Genomic DNA, 14,556 nt, shown 5'->3' on the forward strand with positions numbered 1-14,556 from the left:
TGACGCCGTCACCCAGGCCCGCGCCGCCGCGGCCGGCGCCACCTCGGTCAATGACAAGGTCCAGGCCGAGAACATGCTGACTGCGACCCTCGGCCGCCTGTTCGCCGTCGCCGAGGCCTATCCGGACCTCAAGGCCAACACCAACTTCCTCGAGCTGCAGCGCGAGCTGTCGGACATCGAGAACAAGCTGGCCGCCGCCCGCCGCTTCTTCAACAATGCGGTGAGCGAGTTCAACGCCTCCATCCAGGCCTTCCCGGCGGTGCTCTTCGCGGCCTCGATGGGCTTCACGTCGCGCGAGTTCTTCGACGTCGGCCCCGAGACGCGGGCGCAGATCGAGACGGCCCCGACCGTGAAATTCTGACCCCGGAATTGCAATGATCGGCGAGGCCTACGGGCTCTACGGCCATATCCGCAACAACAGGATCCGGTCCGGCTTCCTCATCACCGGACTGTTCCTGCTCGCCTATGTGATGACGTTCGGCGTCATCCTCATCGGCTATGGCATGACAGGTGCGCCGCTGGGGCGGCAACTGGTCGGAGAGGCCGGCCGCGTTTTCCTCACCGCCCTCCCCTTCGTCACCGCGGCGACGGCGCTGTGGGTCTTCATCGGTTTCCGGTTCAACGTGGCGCTGATCGGGCGCATGACGGGATCCCAGCCGATCGCCCCAGCGGACGATCCCAAGCTCTACCGGATGCTGGAGAACCTCTGCATCTCGCGCGGCATGCCGACGCCGAAACTTGCGGTCCTGGAGAGCGAAGCGCTCAATGCCTTCGCCTCCGGCGTCAACGACAAGCAGTTCACGGTGACGGTGACACGGGGGCTCCTCAACCAGCTCGACGACAAGGAGGTCGAGGCTGTCCTCGCCCATGAACTGACGCATATCCGCAACGGCGACGTCAGGCTGATGATCATCGCCGTCGTCATCTCGGGGGTCGTCTCGCTGATCGGCGAACTGGTCTTCCGAAGCTTCCTGCGTGGCGGCATCCGGTCCTCGTCGAACAGCGACCGCAAGGGCGGCGGCGCCATCGTGGTGGTGCTCATCGGCATCGCCCTTGTCGTCGTTTCGTGGATTCTGGCGATCGTGGTCAGGTTGTCGCTGTCGCGGTCGCGCGAATATCTTGCAGATGCCGGCGCCGTCGAACTCACCAAGGATCCCGACGCGATGATCTCGGCGCTGCTGAAGATCTCCGGCCGGGCCGATATCGAGGGCGTCCCCTCCGGCGTGATGGACATGTGCTTCGAGAACGATCCGGACGATTTCGCCGACATGTTCTCGACGCATCCCTCGATCACCAAGCGCGTCCAGGCCCTGGTCGAGATGGCGGGAGGACGGATGCCGAACATGCCGCCGCACCCGCCCGCCATGCCGCAGCGGCAGGATCTGCCCTCCATGGTCCAGGCGAGCCGATCCTGGGGCGCGCCGCGCTGAAAGCCTGACCCCGGGCTGTACCCGGTAGGGAGCGAGGGCTGCGGACGACCGGGGACCTCCACGACCCCTATTTGATTTGACATCAAATCATATTGACAAGGGCATTTCGGTTTGATATCGAATTATATAGTTCGACATCAAATCATAGGAGTTTCCCCGTGAACCGCCGCGTTTTCCTTCTCTCCTCCGCCGCCACCGGCCTCGTCGCCGCCACCGGTGCCACCGCCTTCGCCCTGACCCGGACGCCGACGGCGGCGCTGCTGCCCTGGGCCGAGGCCGGCACGGCGGGGCCGGACCCTCGCCGCTTCGTGATCGGCCATGCGATTCTCGCGCCGAACCCGCACAACCGTCAGCCGTGGATCGTCGAGCTGACCGGACCGACATCGATGACCCTCTACTGCGACCTCGACCGGCGGCTTCCCGAAACCGACCCGTTCGACCGGCAGATCGTCATCGGCCTCGGCTGTTTCTGCGAGCTCGCGCACATCGCGGCGAGAGCCATCGGCTACCGGCTCGACGTCACGCCCTTCCCGGAGGGCGAGGCGCAGCCCCGCCTCGACCGCCGGCCGATCGCCCATCTGACGCTGGTGAAGGACGAAGCCGGCTCTCCCGATCCGTTGTTCGCCCATGTGGCGGCACGTCGGTCGTCGAAGCGGCCCTACGACATGGCCCGCCCGGTTCCCGCAGCCGCCCTGTCCGCTCTCACCGCCCTGTCCTCTCCCGGTCTCCACGTCGCGACGGTCACCGAGGCCCGCATGACCGCACGGCTCCGCGACATCACCTGGGCGGCTTGGGAGGTAGAGTACCGCACGGCGCGCACGCACAAGGAGAGCGTCAACCTGATGCGGATCGGCCGACGCGAGATCGAGGCCAATCCCGACGGTATCTCGCTCGGCGGCGCCTTTCTCGAGGGATTGTCGGTCGTCGGCCAGTTGTCCCGCGCCCAGCTCGCGGACCCCTCGTCCTTCGCCTACCAGCAGGGCCGGGACATGTACCGTCCCATGCTGGCGGCGACGCCGGCCTATCTCACGGTCACGGCGGACGACGACAGCCGCCTCGGCACATTTGCCGCCGGACGGGCCTATCTGCGGGCCAACCTAACGGCGACGTCGCTGGGACTTTCCATGCATCCGGTGAGCCAGGCGCTGCAGGAATTCCCGGAGATGGACGCAACCCGCGCGGAACTCGACCAGTTCCTCGGTAGCGGGCGGCCGAAGCGACTGCACATGCTGGCCCGATTGGGCTACGGTCCAGCCGTTCCGCAGACGCCGCGCTGGCCTGCGGCCTCGCGAATCAGGACCGCATGACCCGACAAGCCCCAGCCAGCGACGCCGACCTCCTGTTCCGCGTGTTCAACGAGGTCGGCATCATCGCGCAGCTGTCGAGCACCGCCTTCGAGCGCGTCATGCCGGAGGGGATGACGCTCGCCCAGTTCACCATCCTCAACCACTTCGTCAGGCTCGGGGGCCGCAAGCGACCATCCGACCTCGCCAGCGCCTTCCAGGTCACACGGGCGACCATGACCTCGACGTTGCAGCGCCTCGAACCGAAGGGCCTGGTGCAGATCGTGCCGGACGAGAGCGACGGGCGCGGCCGCCTCGTCGAGATCACGCAAGCCGGCCGCGCCATGCATGAGGACTGCCTCCGGCGGCTCGCCCCCTTGCTGGACGACATCCTGGCGCAAGCCGGGCGCGGGCCCTTCGCCGCCGCCCTCGCGCCGCTGGCCGAGATCCGCGAGAAGCTCGACCGGATGAGGGACTAGGAGCGGCAGCCGGTAAGGCTGTCCGCGCTGAATGTCATCCATCAGCCAAATGCATTGGCCGACACGTGCCGTTGTGTGAGACGCATGACGGACCACTCGAACCAAGCTCCATGCCTTCCTCTCCGTCCCCCCGCATCGGGCTAGGCCTCGGCTTCGTCGGCGTCGTCATCTTCGGCGCGACACTGCCGATGACCCGACTTGCCGTCGCCGCCCTCGACCCCTGGTTCGTGACCTTCGGGCGCGCCGCCGGCGCCGGCATTCTCGCGGCTGCGGTCCTTGCCATCCTGCGGCGCCCCCTGCCCGACCGGCGCGACCTGCCGCTCTACGGCATCGCCATGGCAGGCCTCATCGCCGGTTTCCCCGGCTTCACAGCGCTGGCCATGGTCACTGTGCCCGCCAGCCACGGCGGCGTGGTGCTCGGCATCCTACCGCTGGCGACGGCGATCGCCGCAGCGCTCGTGTCCGGGGAGCGGCCCTCCCTGGGCTTCTGGTTGATGGGGATTGTCGGAGCCGGGCTCGTCTGCGTCTTTGCCCTGCGGCAGGCAGGTGGGTTGCACCTGTCGGCAGGCGACGTCTTTCTCGTCCTCGCCGTAGTAGCGGCCGCGCTCGGCTATACGGTCAGCGCCATGCTCACCCGCAGCAGACCGGGCTGGGAGGTCGTTTCCTGGATGCTGGTTCTATCTCTCCCCGTGACAATTCCGGCGGCATGGTGGTTTGCACCGGTCGATCCAGGCGCGGTCCCCGCCTCCGCCTGGTGGGGCTTCGCCTATGTCGCCCTGTTCAGCCAATACATCGGCTTCTTCTTCTGGAATGCTGGCCTGGCGCTGGGCGGCATCGCCCGCGTGGGGCAGGTGCAACTGCTTCAAACCTTCGTGACGCTCGCCGTCGCCACCGCCGCCAACGGCGAGGCCGTGGGGCCGGAAACGATCATCTTCGCGCTGGCCGTGGCCGTCGTCGTGCTGGCGGGAAGCCGCATGCGTTCGGGATGAGGATTCCAGCCGGGTGGCATCGACCGTACCGCTCGGGTTAGACTTCCGCTAATGCGTACCGGCCTGCCGCTGATGTCCATTGCCGCCGTCGCCGTGGTTCTGACCGCGATGCCGGCCCATGCCCAGCTCGACCTGACACCTCCCGGGGTCTCCCAGCCGCCAGCCGGACAGCAGGCCCCGCGCCCGGCCCGCCCCGTCGTCCGGGCACCACGGACGGCACCGGTTCCGGAACCGCGGCCGGCTGATGCCGGCGACGGCGAACCGGTGGCGGCACCGGAACTCGCAACGGTTCCACCGGCCCCCCCGGCCCCTGCTCCCGTTGCTCCGCCGACGGCGCCAGTGACCGCGTCTCCCTCCGCGGCTGAACGGGCTGCAGGACAAGTCACGCCAAGTCTCATCGACGATGCTTTCCGCGAGACGGAGGCCGCGAGCCGGCGGGCACCGGCCATCCCCGACGGCCATCCCGCCGTGATCAATGCCCAGGTGCCGTCAGCCGGACCAGGAGGCGCGCCCCCCCCACCCGCCACGCCGACGCGGCCTGCCGAGCCCACCGCCGTCGATACGGCCACCGACCTGCCGCAGCTCGAGGCACCCTTCGCCGAGGCGCCGCCGCGGCGCTTCGAGGGCAGAGCCTTTTCCGATACGCGCTTTCTCGTCGGCCGCAGGGCGCATTACCCGACGGTGCGCCGGCTCGCCGCCGCCCTGCGCGTGCCGATCGACCTCGCCGATGCGGTGGTCATGGTGGAAAGCGCCTACGATCCGCATGCGGTCGGCCTCGTCGACGACATCGGCCTCATGCAGGTGCGCCCGGCCATGGCGCGACAATTGGGGTTCGACGGCACGATCCAGGACCTGTTCGAGCCGGAAACCAATATCCGCCTCGGCATGACCTATCTTGCCGGCGCCTGGGAGCGGTCCGGCGGAAATCTGTGCCAGGCGCTGATGAAGTACCGCGCCGGCTGGGACGAGACGGAGATGAGCGCCTTGTCGCTCGAATACTGCCGACGGGCCGTCGTGCATCTCAACGCCATCGGATCGCCGCTGGCCCGCGGCGTCACCGTGCCGGCGGGGTCGGAAACGCCGTCCCCCGGTCAGCGCTCCACCAGCCGCTTCAACTGGCGGGACCACGAAAAGCGCATCGAGCAGATCGAGCAGCGTTTCGGTGGGCAGAACTTCGGCATCATAGCTCGTGAGCCGCCGCGGCCATAGACGCGGCGACCACGGCGGTTCTAGGCTCCCCCAAAATCAGATGAGGAGCCCCGCATGCCCGTGACCACAGATGTCGAACAGGTCGTCGCTGACATCATGCGCTGGGCCTCGATCGAGAGCCCGACCTATGATGCCGCGGCCGTCAACCGCATGATGGACGAAGGGGCACGCGACCTCGGCGTCATGGGCTTCGACATCGACAGGCTGCCGGGCACGCAGGGCTTCGGCGACATCGTCATCGGCCGCCTGGCGGGAACCGAGCCGGGACCCGGCCTCCTCATCCTCGCCCATGTCGACACCGTCCATGCGGTGGGAACGCTTGCCGGTCCGCTGCCCATCCGCCGCGAGGGCGACCGGCTCTACGGGCCGGGCGTCACCGACATGAAGGGCGGCACAGTGCTGGCGCTCCATGTCCTCGGCAAGCTGCTCCGGCAGAAGGGCGGGCGCCTGCGCCGCAGCGTCACCGTCGTCCTCATTCCCGACGAGGAGGTGGGATCGCCATCCTCGCGGCTGACCATCGAGGCGGAGGCAGCGAAGGCCGCCCATGTCCTGGTGCCAGAACCGGGGCGCGACCATTTCGTCACGTCGGGCCGCCACGCCGTCGTGCGCTACATGGTCCATGTCCACGGTCGCCCCTCCCATGCGGGTGCCGCCATCAGCCGCGGCGTCTCCTCGATCCGGGCCATGGCGCGGATCATCGAGACCATCGAGGACTGGTCGGACTACGAGCGTGGTCAGACCTTCGCGGTCGGGCGCGTCAACTCCGGCACCTGGGTCAACGTCGTGCCGGTGCTATGCTCGGCGGAGGTCCTTTGCGTCGCGGCGACGCCGGATGACCTCGCCGACATCGATGTGCGCCTGCGCACGCTGCGGCCGCCCTTCCCCAACACCCGCATCACCATCGAGGCGGGCCCGGTGCGTCCGCTCTTCGTCGCTGGCGAGGGTACGATGGCTCTCTACGCCAAGGCCAAGGCGATCGCCGACCAGCACGGCTACCCGATCGACCACATGCAGTCCGGCGGTGGGTCGGACGGCAATTTCACCGGGGCGATGGGCGTTCCGACGCTCGACGGTCTCGGCGTCTGGGGCGGCGGCATCCATACCAAGGAAGAATATTGCGACATCCGCTCGATCCTGCCGCGGGGAACCATCCTCGGCGGGTTGATCGAAGAAATCGCCGGCTGAGCCGGCCTGTGGAGAGGAAACGGTCATGTCGATGAAGCCACCGCTGGCGGACGCGGACCTGTCGGCCGAGGCGGCGGCGGTCTTCGCCGACATCCGGGCGACGCGAATGACGGATTTCGTCAACAATTTCTGGCGCGTGCTCGCCCATGACCCGGCCGCGCTGAAGCGGACATGGGAGAGCATCCGGCAGGTGATGGCGCCGGGGGCGCTCGATCCGCTGACCAAGGAGCTGATCTATGTGGCCGTCTCCATGGCGAATTCCTGCGAGTACTGCATCCGCTCGCACACGGCCGCGGCGAGCGCGCGTGGCATGAGCGAGGCCCAGTTCATGGAACTGGTGTCCATCGTCGCCATGGCCTCGGAGACGAACCGCATGGCGATCGCCCTGCAGGTGCCGGTCGACGGCGCCTTCAAACAGGTGTGATGAGCCAAGGCCGCTCGCGGGCTCCCCGGCCCCTTTCCGATGTCGCCATGGCGCCCCATTTCATGAGACTATGTCCGGATGCAATCCCGCCGAAACATGGCGGGCGTTCATGACCTGGCCGACCGGAGACGTGACATGACCAATGACCGCTCTGCCGACGCCGACGCTCTTGCCGCCCTGCGGCCCTCGCACCCTTCCTCTCGCGGATATTCCACCAGGATCTCGATGATGACCTATCGGATCGGCAGCCGCCTCGCCGCGGCCAGCCTCGCCCTCGCCCTCGGCACGGGCCTCGCGCTCACCCCGGGCGCCACGCCGCGCGCCGAGGCCCGCCAGGCCATCGACCTGTCGGATCTCGCCGAGCGCGTCATCGACGCCGTGGTCAACATCTCGACCTCGACGCGGGTGGATGCGGCCGCCGGCCAGCGGCCGGGACCGCAGGGCCGCCGTCCCGGGCAGCCCGGCGCCCCCGGGGCCCCCGGCAATCCGGGTTCGGGCCCCGGCGCGCCTTTCGACGAACTGTTCGAGGAGTTCTTCCGTCGCCGCGGCGAAAACCCGCCGGGCGGCCCGAACGGTCAGCCGGCGCCGCAGCGCCGCCAGTCGTCCCTCGGCTCTGGCTTCGTGATCGACGCGAGCGGCATCGTCATCACCAACAACCACGTCATCGACAATGCCGACGAGATCACGGTGATCTTCAACGACGGGACGCGACTGAAGGCGGAACTTGTGGGCCGCGATCGCGAGATCGACGTCGCGGTGCTGCGCGTGCAGCCGACGCGCCCCCTCAAGGCGGTCAACATGGCCGATTCCGACCGGATCCGGATCGGTGAGGCGGTCATGGCCATCGGCAACCCGCTCGGCCTCGGCGGGACGGTGACCGCCGGCATCGTCTCGGCCAAGAACCGCGACATCCAGTCCGGGCCGTTCGACAACTACATCCAGACCGACGCCGCCATCAACCGCGGCAATTCAGGCGGCCCGCTGTTCAACATGGCCGGCGACGTCATCGGCATCAACACCGCCATCTTCTCGCAGACCGGCGGCAATATCGGCATCGCCTTCGCCATCCCGGCCAATACCGCCCGGCCGATCATCGCGCAGCTGCGCGAGTTCGGCGAGACCCGGCGCGGCTGGCTCGGCGTGCGCATCCAGGAGGTGACGGACGAGATCGCCGAGAGCCTGAACCTCGGCACGCGCCGCGGCGCGCTGATCGCCGGCGTCGAGCCGAACGGTCCGGCCGGCCCGGGCGGCATCAAGACCGGCGACGTCATCGTCAGCTTCGACGGCCGCGAGGTGCGCAACTCGCGCGAGCTGCCGCGCATCGTCTCGGAGACGGCCGTCGGCAAGGCGGTGCCGGTCATCGTCATGCGCGGTGGCAAGGAGGAGACGCTGATGGTGACGCTCGGCCGTCGCGAGGGCAATATCCAGCAGGCCTCCACCGGTCAGCAGCCCCAGGGCCAGGCGCCGCGACCGGCCAATCCGACGGTGTCGGCGCTCGGCCTGCAGCTCTCCGGGCTGACGCAGGAAATGCGCCAGCGCTTCCGCGTGCGCGACGACGTGCGCGGCGTGGTGGTGACGCAGGTCGACCCCAATTCACGCGCCGCCGAGCGGGCGATCCAGGCTGGCAACGTCATCCTCGAAGTCCAGAACGAGGCGGTCAATTCACCGGCGGACGTGACGCGGCGGATCGAGGCCCTGCGGGCCGAGGGCCGCAGCTCGGCCCTGTTCCTGGTCGCGAACGCGGAAGGCGATCGCCGCTTCGTCGCGCTGACCCTGCGCTGACCTCAACCGGCACCGGCGGGCCTCGCGGCTCGCCGGCTCACAGGGCGAAGTCGGCCCGGCGATAGCCCTGCATGTAGAGGAGCGCCGTCAGGTCGGCGTGGTCGATCCGCACGGCGGCGGCCTCCGCCACCTTCGGTTTGGCATGGTAGGCGATGCCGATCCCGGCCTCGCCGAGCATGGCGAGGTCGTTGGCGCCGTCGCCGACCGCCATGGTCTCGACGGCCGACAGTCCGAAGCGGCTGCGCAGCTCCATCAGCGTCTCGCGCTTCGCCTCGCGGCCGAGGATAGGTTCGCGCACGGTCCCTGCGAACCGGCCGTCCTCCACCTCGAGGAGATTGGCCCGGTCCTCGTGGAAACCGATCATCGCTCCGATCCGCGACGTGAAGAGCGTGAACCCGCCGGAAACGAGGGCCGTGTAGCCACCGCGGGCCCGCATGGTGCGCACCAGTTCCGGGCCGCCGCCGGTCAGGGTGATGCGGCGCGCGACGACATCGTCGACCACCGCCGCCGAGAGCCCCTTGAGCAGCGCGACGCGCTCGCGCAGCGCCGGTTCGAAGGCGATCTCGCCGCGCATGGCCCGCTCGGTGATGGCCGAGACATGGTCCTTGAGCCCGACGAGATCGGCCAGTTCGTCGATGCACTCCTGCCCGATCATGGTCGAATCCATGTCGGCGAGGAACAGCCGCTTGGCCCTGCCGGCGGCCGGCTGCACCACGACGTCGAGGGCAAGGCCGGCAAGGGCGCCGCGCAGATCGTCGGCGAGCAGGCGGTTGTCGGCATTCCCCCCAGGTGCGAAAGGAATGTCGGCGGCGACGCCCTGGTCGAGAATCGCCGGGGCACCGGCTCCTGGCAGCCGCGCCGCGGCCGCGGCAATGGTATCGGCGGTCAGAACCGGGTTGTGCGGATGGGCGATGAGGGTCGCGACGTGGGTCAAGATGAGGTTTCCCGCAAGGGCCACAGGCCGAGGGCCGTCCTCATCGCAGGTCCGACGGCGAGCGGCAAGTCGGCACTGGCTCTCGACCTTGCCCGTCGCTTCGGCGGCGTCGTCATCAACGCCGATTCCATGCAGGTCTACCGCGACCTCGCCATCATCACCGCCCGCCCCTCCGCCGCCGAGACGGCGCTCGCCCCGCACCGGCTCTACGGCACGGTGGATGCCGCCGAGACCTTCTCGGTGGGACGCTGGGTGGAGGCGGCGGGAACGGAGGTCGCGGCGGCGCTGTCGGCCGGGGCGCTGCCGATCCTGATCGGCGGTACGGGCCTTTACTTCAAGGCGCTGACGACGGGGCTCTCGGCCATTCCCCAGGTCTCGCCTCTGGTCCGTGAGCGTGTCCGGCAGGAGGCCGCGGGCCGCTCGCCCGCCGATCTCCACGCGAGCCTCGCCGCACGCGATCCCGCGACGGCGGCAAGGCTTCGGCCGAGCGATCCCCAGCGCATCCTCAGGGCCATCGAAGTGCTGGAGGCGACGGGACAGCCGCTCGTCCGGTGGCAGGAGGCCGGACGCGAGGCGGCGGTGCTCGCCGGCCATGATCTCGCGACGGTGTTCCTGGCGGTGGAGCGGGAGGTGCTGCGGGAGCGGATCGACCGCCGCTTCGAGGCGATGATGGCATCAGGGGCGATGGACGAGGTCACGGCGCTCGCCGCGCGGCGGCTCGATCCGGCCCTGCCTGCCATGCGGGCGCACGGGGTGCCAGGCCTCGTCGCGCATCTGGCGGGTGATCTTTCCCTTGCCGAGGCCATTGCGCGCGGCCAGCGCGACACGCGCGCCTATGCCAAGCGCCAGGAGACGTGGTTCCGCAACCAGATGCCGGAGGCCCTCTGGCTCACGCCTTCGGCGGCCGCGCGAGCGCTGGAGAACTGGCTCGGCGCGGCGCGCGTGGCGCCGTTCCCTGCCGAGTCGACGGACTGAAGGCAGGCAGGTCGGCGGAGGGCTGCAGCGGCATCTCGCCGTCCAGGCCGAGGACGTGGATTTCGCCTTCGCCCTCGTCGAGCGCGACGCGGTCGCGGCCCGCCGCCTTGGCCTTGTAGAGCGCGGCGTCGGCGCGGCTCAGCAGGCGGTCCATGGTTTCGCGGCCGTCCCAGGCTGCGACGCCGAACGAACCGGTGAAGCGGATCTCATCGTCGTCGTGATCGATGCTGGCAGCGGCGAGCAATGCCCGCATGCGGCGGGCGACGCCGACGGCTTCCTCCGCCCCGATATGGGGCAGGACGACGACGAATTCCTCGCCGCCCAGACGGCCGACCAGGTCGACATCCTCGCGCAGGCCGTGGGTGAGGAGGTCAACGGTCCGCCGCAGGACGGCGTCGCCACCGGCATGGCCGAAGCGGTCGTTGATATGCTTGAAATGGTCAAGGTCCATGGTGACGATCGAGACCGGATGGGCGTAGCGGGCGGATCGGGCGATGGCGTCGCGCAGGCCCTGCGTGATCGCCCGGCGGTTCAGCGCCCCGGTCAGACTGTCGCGCGTCGCGAGATGGCTGAGCTCCTCCTCAAGGGCCTTGCGGCGGAGAATCTCGGCCTTCAGCGCCGCATTTGCCCGGGCATATTCGGCCTGGGACTGCCGCATGGCATCCTCGGCCTGTTTGCGCTCGGTGATGTCGGCCTGGGTCACCATGAAGCCGTCGCCGAAGGGCACGCAGGCGATTTCGAGCCAGCGCTCCGCATCGGCACAGGGATAGCGGGTGACGAGTTGCAACGGCTCCCGCGTCACAGCGACGTCGACATAGCGACTCCACAGGCCGCTCTCCGCGAGCCAGGGGCAAAGGGTCAGGACCGAGGACTGAAGCATGGCATCGACGGTCACCCCGCTCCATTCGGCGGCACGGCGGTTGACCGAGACGAACTCCCCATCGACGGGTGTCCCGGAATCGTCGCGGACGAGATGCACCGCCACGATGGCGTCGAGCGAGGCGTCAAGCACAGCCGCCAGCAAGTCGTCGCGGAATTGCCGCGGCTTGGCGATGATGACGATAACTGGCTCGCCATCGGTATCGCGGCACGGCAGGACCAGCCGCTCCCACAGATGAACCTGCCCGGACAAGGCGCTGCGGTGGAGGGTCAGAAGCGGTTCGCCGCTTTCTAGAACGCGGGCGTTGCACTCGCGGAAGAAGGCGCCGACCGCCTCGCGGATGCGGGAACTGGCCTGCCCCGTCTTGTCGGTGCCAACGCGGTCGATGAGCGAGCGACCGTAATGGGCATAGACCATGTAGCCATCGCCTGCCGGACGGAACACGATCATATCGTCAGCGATGTCACCCATCGTCGCCGGATCGAACTCGTGGAACGGGACGTCCGGGTTGTCGGCGCGCAGCGCCATCCAGTTGCCATAGAGCCGCCGGATCGCATGGGCGTGAGCGCGCCACTCGATCCCCTTGTGGAACATCTCGCGATACATGGGTGACCTATCCTGCGGGCAGTCTGTCACCGGGCGCTTTAAGGCGAGGTAAAGCTGCCCCAGGGGCACCGCGACAGGTTCACGCTGGGGGAACAGAGCCGGTTGCGCGGAAACTCGGCACGTCGAGCGGACGCCCCTCGCTGTCGGCCATGGTGACGAAGTCACGGGCGAGGATCTCGGCGAAGGTGGCGGCATCGCGCACCACCATCTGGCGGCCACGGTCGGTGATGAAGAGTACGAATCCGGCGCCGACCTGAAGCGTCATGAAATCGATGAGGAGCGGGGAGGCTTTCCACAGCAGGGGGCGTGCCGGATCGACGAAGACGAAGATGACCTTTTCCACGGGGTCGCGGTGAAAATAGGCGCCGCAATCGAGAGGGTGGGGGATGCGGTTGCGCTCCGGGGCACTGGCGAGGCGCGCGGTCAGATAGGCACAGGCATAGGCGGCACAGGCCCCGGGCCGCTCGGGGCGGCCGTGGATCGCGCAGCCACCGTCGGCGATATGGATGCAGGGACGATAGGCGGGCTTGGCCAGCGCCTCGATCTGCGGCAGCGAACAGCAATAGGTGCAGGTGCGACAGTGGGAGACGCGGTCGCCCGCTTCCTTGCGCCGCTTGGCCTGCCCCATCTCAGCCCCTCTGGCCTTCCTTGACGGCGGCGAGCAGCGCCTTCTGGATCGGCTCGTTGCCGGCGCAGACCGTGCCGTTCAGCATCATGTTGTCGTGGCCGTCGCAATCGGTGACGAAGCCGCCGGCCTCGCGGATAAGGACGATCCCGGCCGCCATGTCCCAGGGATGGACGCCGCGTTCCCAGAAGCCGTCGAAACGGCCGGCCGCGACATAGGCGAGATCGAGGGCGCAGGCGCCCATGCGGCGGATACCGGCAAAGCGCGATTGCACCACCTTCAACTCGTTGCGGAACTGGACATGGTCGCCGCGGGCGATATGCGGAATGCCGCCGCCGACGACGCTGGCTTCCGGCTTGGTACGGGCGGAGACCCGCAGGCGGCGATCGTTGAGGAAGGCGCCGGTGCCGCGCTCGGCGACGTAGAGTTCGTCGTTGGCCGGATTGTAGACGACGCCGGCGACCGGCACGCCGTTACGCTCGAGGCCGATCGAGACGGCGAAATGCGGAATGCCGTGCAGGAAGTTCGTCGTGCCGTCGAGCGGATCGACGATCCAGGTGTGGGTGGAGTCGGTGCCCTCGACCTTGCCGCCCTCTTCACCGATGAAACCGTAGCCCGGTCGGGCCTTCATGAGTTCGGCCATGACGATCTGCTCGGCCTTGCGGTCGGCGGCGGAAACGAAATCGGCCGGTCCCTTCAGCGAGACCTGCAGATGCTCGACCTCACCGAAGTCGCGCTTGAGGCTGCGGCCGGCCTTGAGGGCGGCGCCGACCATGACATTGAGAAGGGCGGAACGGAGCATATCGATCTTTCGGCTGGCTTTCCGGGGTCATGCCCGCGAGCGGCGTCACGGTCAAGCGCCGTGCGCTCGGTGCGTCAGCGCAGCCACTCACGCGCGCCACGTTCGGCGGCCTCGCGCTGGACCGGATCCATGGTCTTGACGAATTCCTGGAGCCAACCGTCGGACGCACCGAGCATATGGGCGGTCATGTGCCACTGGGCCGCTCTCTGGGCATCCGGCCGGATGCCGCGGCCGGCGGCGAGGAGACGGGCGTAGCGGTTCATGGCGAGCGGATTGCCGCGCAGCGCCGCCTTGCGGAACAGCGCCGCGGCGCGCGCCTCGTCCCGCGGCAGACCCTGGCCGTTGAACACCATGACGGCGAAATCGATCTGCGCCTCGAGGAGGTCCTGCGCCGCAGCGCGGCCCATATAGGTCGCGGCACGCGGCAGATCGGCGGGCACGCCGTTGCCGTCCTTCAGGAGCACGGCGAAGGCGTATTGGGCATCGGCGCTGCCGAGGTCGGCAGCCATCTGGAACCATCGGGCGGCAGCGGCGGGATCGCGCGGACCGCCATCGCCGGCGAGGGCCAGCAGGCCGAGATTATAAGCGGCCGCGATGTGGCCGAGGCCGGCGGCATGCTCGAAAAAGGGGCGCGCCAGGGCGGGGTCGCGGACCTGGCCGGCGCGACCGTCGACATGCAGCATGCCCAGCGCGAAGATGGCGTTGCGGTCGCCGCGCTCGGCGGCGAGGCGGTACCAGCCGAGCGCCCGCTCGTCGTTCTGGGGAATGCCGATGCCGGCCGCATGGAGTTCGGCGAGAAGCGTCATGGAGACGGGATCGGCGAGGGTCTCGACCCGTTCCGTCGCCTCGCGGAAGGCGGTGAGATAATGCCCGCGCTGATAGGCGGCATAGGCGGATTCGGCGCTGGGCGGCTCCGCCCGTGGCGCGGGGCTCGCAGGTGCGGCGGCGGCCGG

Annotated in this window: 15 protein-coding genes; 10 read left to right on the forward strand and 5 right to left on the reverse strand. The window is 69.0% G+C overall.

What is annotated here, in order from left to right; genetic code table 11:
* The 9 genes from Q8O26_RS11960 to Q8O26_RS12000 form a co-directional block, all read left to right on the forward strand.
* Positions 1-361: LemA family protein (locus Q8O26_RS11960; protein ID WP_305575853.1), on the forward strand; the 361-nt coding region annotated here is incomplete at its 5' end.
* Positions 362-374: 13 nt separating this feature from the next.
* Positions 375-1,430: a M48 family metallopeptidase gene (locus tag Q8O26_RS11965; protein WP_305575855.1), complete on the forward strand. Its 1,056-nt coding sequence runs from the start codon at positions 375-377 to the stop codon at positions 1,428-1,430.
* 158 nt (positions 1,431-1,588) lie between these two features.
* Positions 1,589-2,737, forward strand: a complete 1,149-nt coding sequence (locus tag Q8O26_RS11970; RefSeq protein WP_305575857.1) for a nitroreductase family protein — start codon at positions 1,589-1,591, stop codon at positions 2,735-2,737.
* On the forward strand, positions 2,734-3,192 hold the full coding sequence (locus Q8O26_RS11975) for a MarR family winged helix-turn-helix transcriptional regulator (protein ID WP_305575858.1): 459 nt from the start codon (positions 2,734-2,736) through the stop codon (positions 3,190-3,192). The genes Q8O26_RS11970 and Q8O26_RS11975 overlap by 4 nt, the downstream gene beginning before the upstream one ends.
* Positions 3,193-3,302: 110 nt before the next feature.
* Positions 3,303-4,181 carry a DMT family transporter gene (locus tag Q8O26_RS11980; RefSeq protein WP_305575860.1) on the forward strand — a complete coding sequence of 293 codons (879 nt, stop codon included), beginning with the start codon at positions 3,303-3,305 and terminating at the stop codon, positions 4,179-4,181.
* 51 nt (positions 4,182-4,232) lie between these two features.
* On the forward strand, positions 4,233-5,390 hold the full coding sequence (locus tag Q8O26_RS11985; RefSeq protein WP_305575862.1) for a lytic transglycosylase domain-containing protein: 1,158 nt from the start codon (positions 4,233-4,235) through the stop codon (positions 5,388-5,390).
* Between the two features lie 54 nt (positions 5,391-5,444).
* On the forward strand, positions 5,445-6,575 hold the full coding sequence (locus tag Q8O26_RS11990) for a M20/M25/M40 family metallo-hydrolase (protein WP_305575864.1): 1,131 nt from the start codon (positions 5,445-5,447) through the stop codon (positions 6,573-6,575).
* A 25-nt stretch (positions 6,576-6,600) separates the two neighbouring features.
* Positions 6,601-6,999 (forward strand): carboxymuconolactone decarboxylase family protein, encoded by a 399-nt coding sequence (locus Q8O26_RS11995; RefSeq protein WP_305575866.1) that lies wholly within the window; start codon positions 6,601-6,603, stop codon positions 6,997-6,999.
* 228 nt (positions 7,000-7,227) lie between these two features.
* On the forward strand, positions 7,228-8,781 hold the full coding sequence (locus Q8O26_RS12000; protein WP_305575868.1) for a Do family serine endopeptidase: 1,554 nt from the start codon (positions 7,228-7,230) through the stop codon (positions 8,779-8,781).
* A 37-nt stretch (positions 8,782-8,818) separates the two neighbouring features.
* Here the strand turns inward: Q8O26_RS12000 and serB are convergent, their stop codons facing one another.
* Entirely contained in the window at positions 8,819-9,715 is an 897-nt protein-coding gene (serB, locus tag Q8O26_RS12005; RefSeq protein WP_305575870.1) for a phosphoserine phosphatase SerB, read from the reverse strand.
* On the opposite strand from serB, the gene miaA reads away from it, so the two are divergent.
* Positions 9,686-10,690: a tRNA (adenosine(37)-N6)-dimethylallyltransferase MiaA gene (gene miaA, locus Q8O26_RS12010; protein ID WP_371134546.1), complete on the forward strand. Its 1,005-nt coding sequence runs from the start codon at positions 9,686-9,688 to the stop codon at positions 10,688-10,690. The two genes, serB and miaA, sit on opposite strands and share 30 nt — an antisense overlap.
* Here miaA and Q8O26_RS12015 read toward each other — a convergent pair.
* From Q8O26_RS12015 to Q8O26_RS12030, 4 genes are all read right to left on the reverse strand, one after another.
* Positions 10,605-12,176 (reverse strand): sensor domain-containing diguanylate cyclase, encoded by a 1,572-nt coding sequence (locus tag Q8O26_RS12015; protein ID WP_305575873.1) that lies wholly within the window; start codon positions 12,174-12,176, stop codon positions 10,605-10,607. The genes miaA and Q8O26_RS12015 overlap by 86 nt on opposite strands.
* 79 nt (positions 12,177-12,255) lie before the next feature.
* Entirely contained in the window at positions 12,256-12,804 is a 549-nt protein-coding gene (locus tag Q8O26_RS12020) for a hypothetical protein (RefSeq protein ID WP_305575875.1), read from the reverse strand.
* A 1-nt stretch (position 12,805) separates the two neighbouring features.
* Positions 12,806-13,603: an inositol monophosphatase family protein gene (locus Q8O26_RS12025; protein ID WP_305575877.1), complete on the reverse strand. Its 798-nt coding sequence runs from the start codon at positions 13,601-13,603 to the stop codon at positions 12,806-12,808.
* Between the two features lie 74 nt (positions 13,604-13,677).
* The coding region (locus Q8O26_RS12030) for a tetratricopeptide repeat protein (protein ID WP_305575879.1) at positions 13,678-14,556 on the reverse strand (879 nt) is incomplete at its 5' end.

The sequence above is a fragment of the Phreatobacter sp. genome, assembly GCF_030691135.1.
Classification (GTDB): Bacteria; Pseudomonadota; Alphaproteobacteria; order Rhizobiales; family Phreatobacteraceae; genus Phreatobacter.

Excerpts from the sequence above, each read along its gene's own strand:
- Q8O26_RS11965 (WP_305575855.1), top strand. The coding sequence starts at position 375 with ATGATCGGCGAGGCCTACGGGCTCTACGGCCATATCCGCAACAACAGG.
- Q8O26_RS11975 (WP_305575858.1), top strand. The coding sequence starts at position 2,734 with ATGACCCGACAAGCCCCAGCCAGCGACGCCGACCTCCTGTTCCGCGTG.
- Q8O26_RS11980 (WP_305575860.1), top strand. The coding sequence starts at position 3,303 with ATGCCTTCCTCTCCGTCCCCCCGCATCGGGCTAGGCCTCGGCTTCGTC.
- Q8O26_RS11985 (WP_305575862.1), top strand. The coding sequence starts at position 4,233 with ATGCGTACCGGCCTGCCGCTGATGTCCATTGCCGCCGTCGCCGTGGTT.
- Q8O26_RS11990 (WP_305575864.1), top strand. The coding sequence starts at position 5,445 with ATGCCCGTGACCACAGATGTCGAACAGGTCGTCGCTGACATCATGCGC.
- Q8O26_RS11995 (WP_305575866.1), top strand. The coding sequence starts at position 6,601 with ATGTCGATGAAGCCACCGCTGGCGGACGCGGACCTGTCGGCCGAGGCG.
- Q8O26_RS12000 (WP_305575868.1), top strand. The coding sequence starts at position 7,228 with ATGACCTATCGGATCGGCAGCCGCCTCGCCGCGGCCAGCCTCGCCCTC.
- miaA (WP_371134546.1), top strand. The coding sequence starts at position 9,686 with ATGGGCGATGAGGGTCGCGACGTGGGTCAAGATGAGGTTTCCCGCAAG.
- Q8O26_RS12015 (WP_305575873.1), bottom strand. The coding sequence starts at position 12,176 with ATGTATCGCGAGATGTTCCACAAGGGGATCGAGTGGCGCGCTCACGCC.
- Q8O26_RS12020 (WP_305575875.1), bottom strand. The coding sequence starts at position 12,804 with ATGGGGCAGGCCAAGCGGCGCAAGGAAGCGGGCGACCGCGTCTCCCAC.
- Q8O26_RS12025 (WP_305575877.1), bottom strand. The coding sequence starts at position 13,603 with ATGCTCCGTTCCGCCCTTCTCAATGTCATGGTCGGCGCCGCCCTCAAG.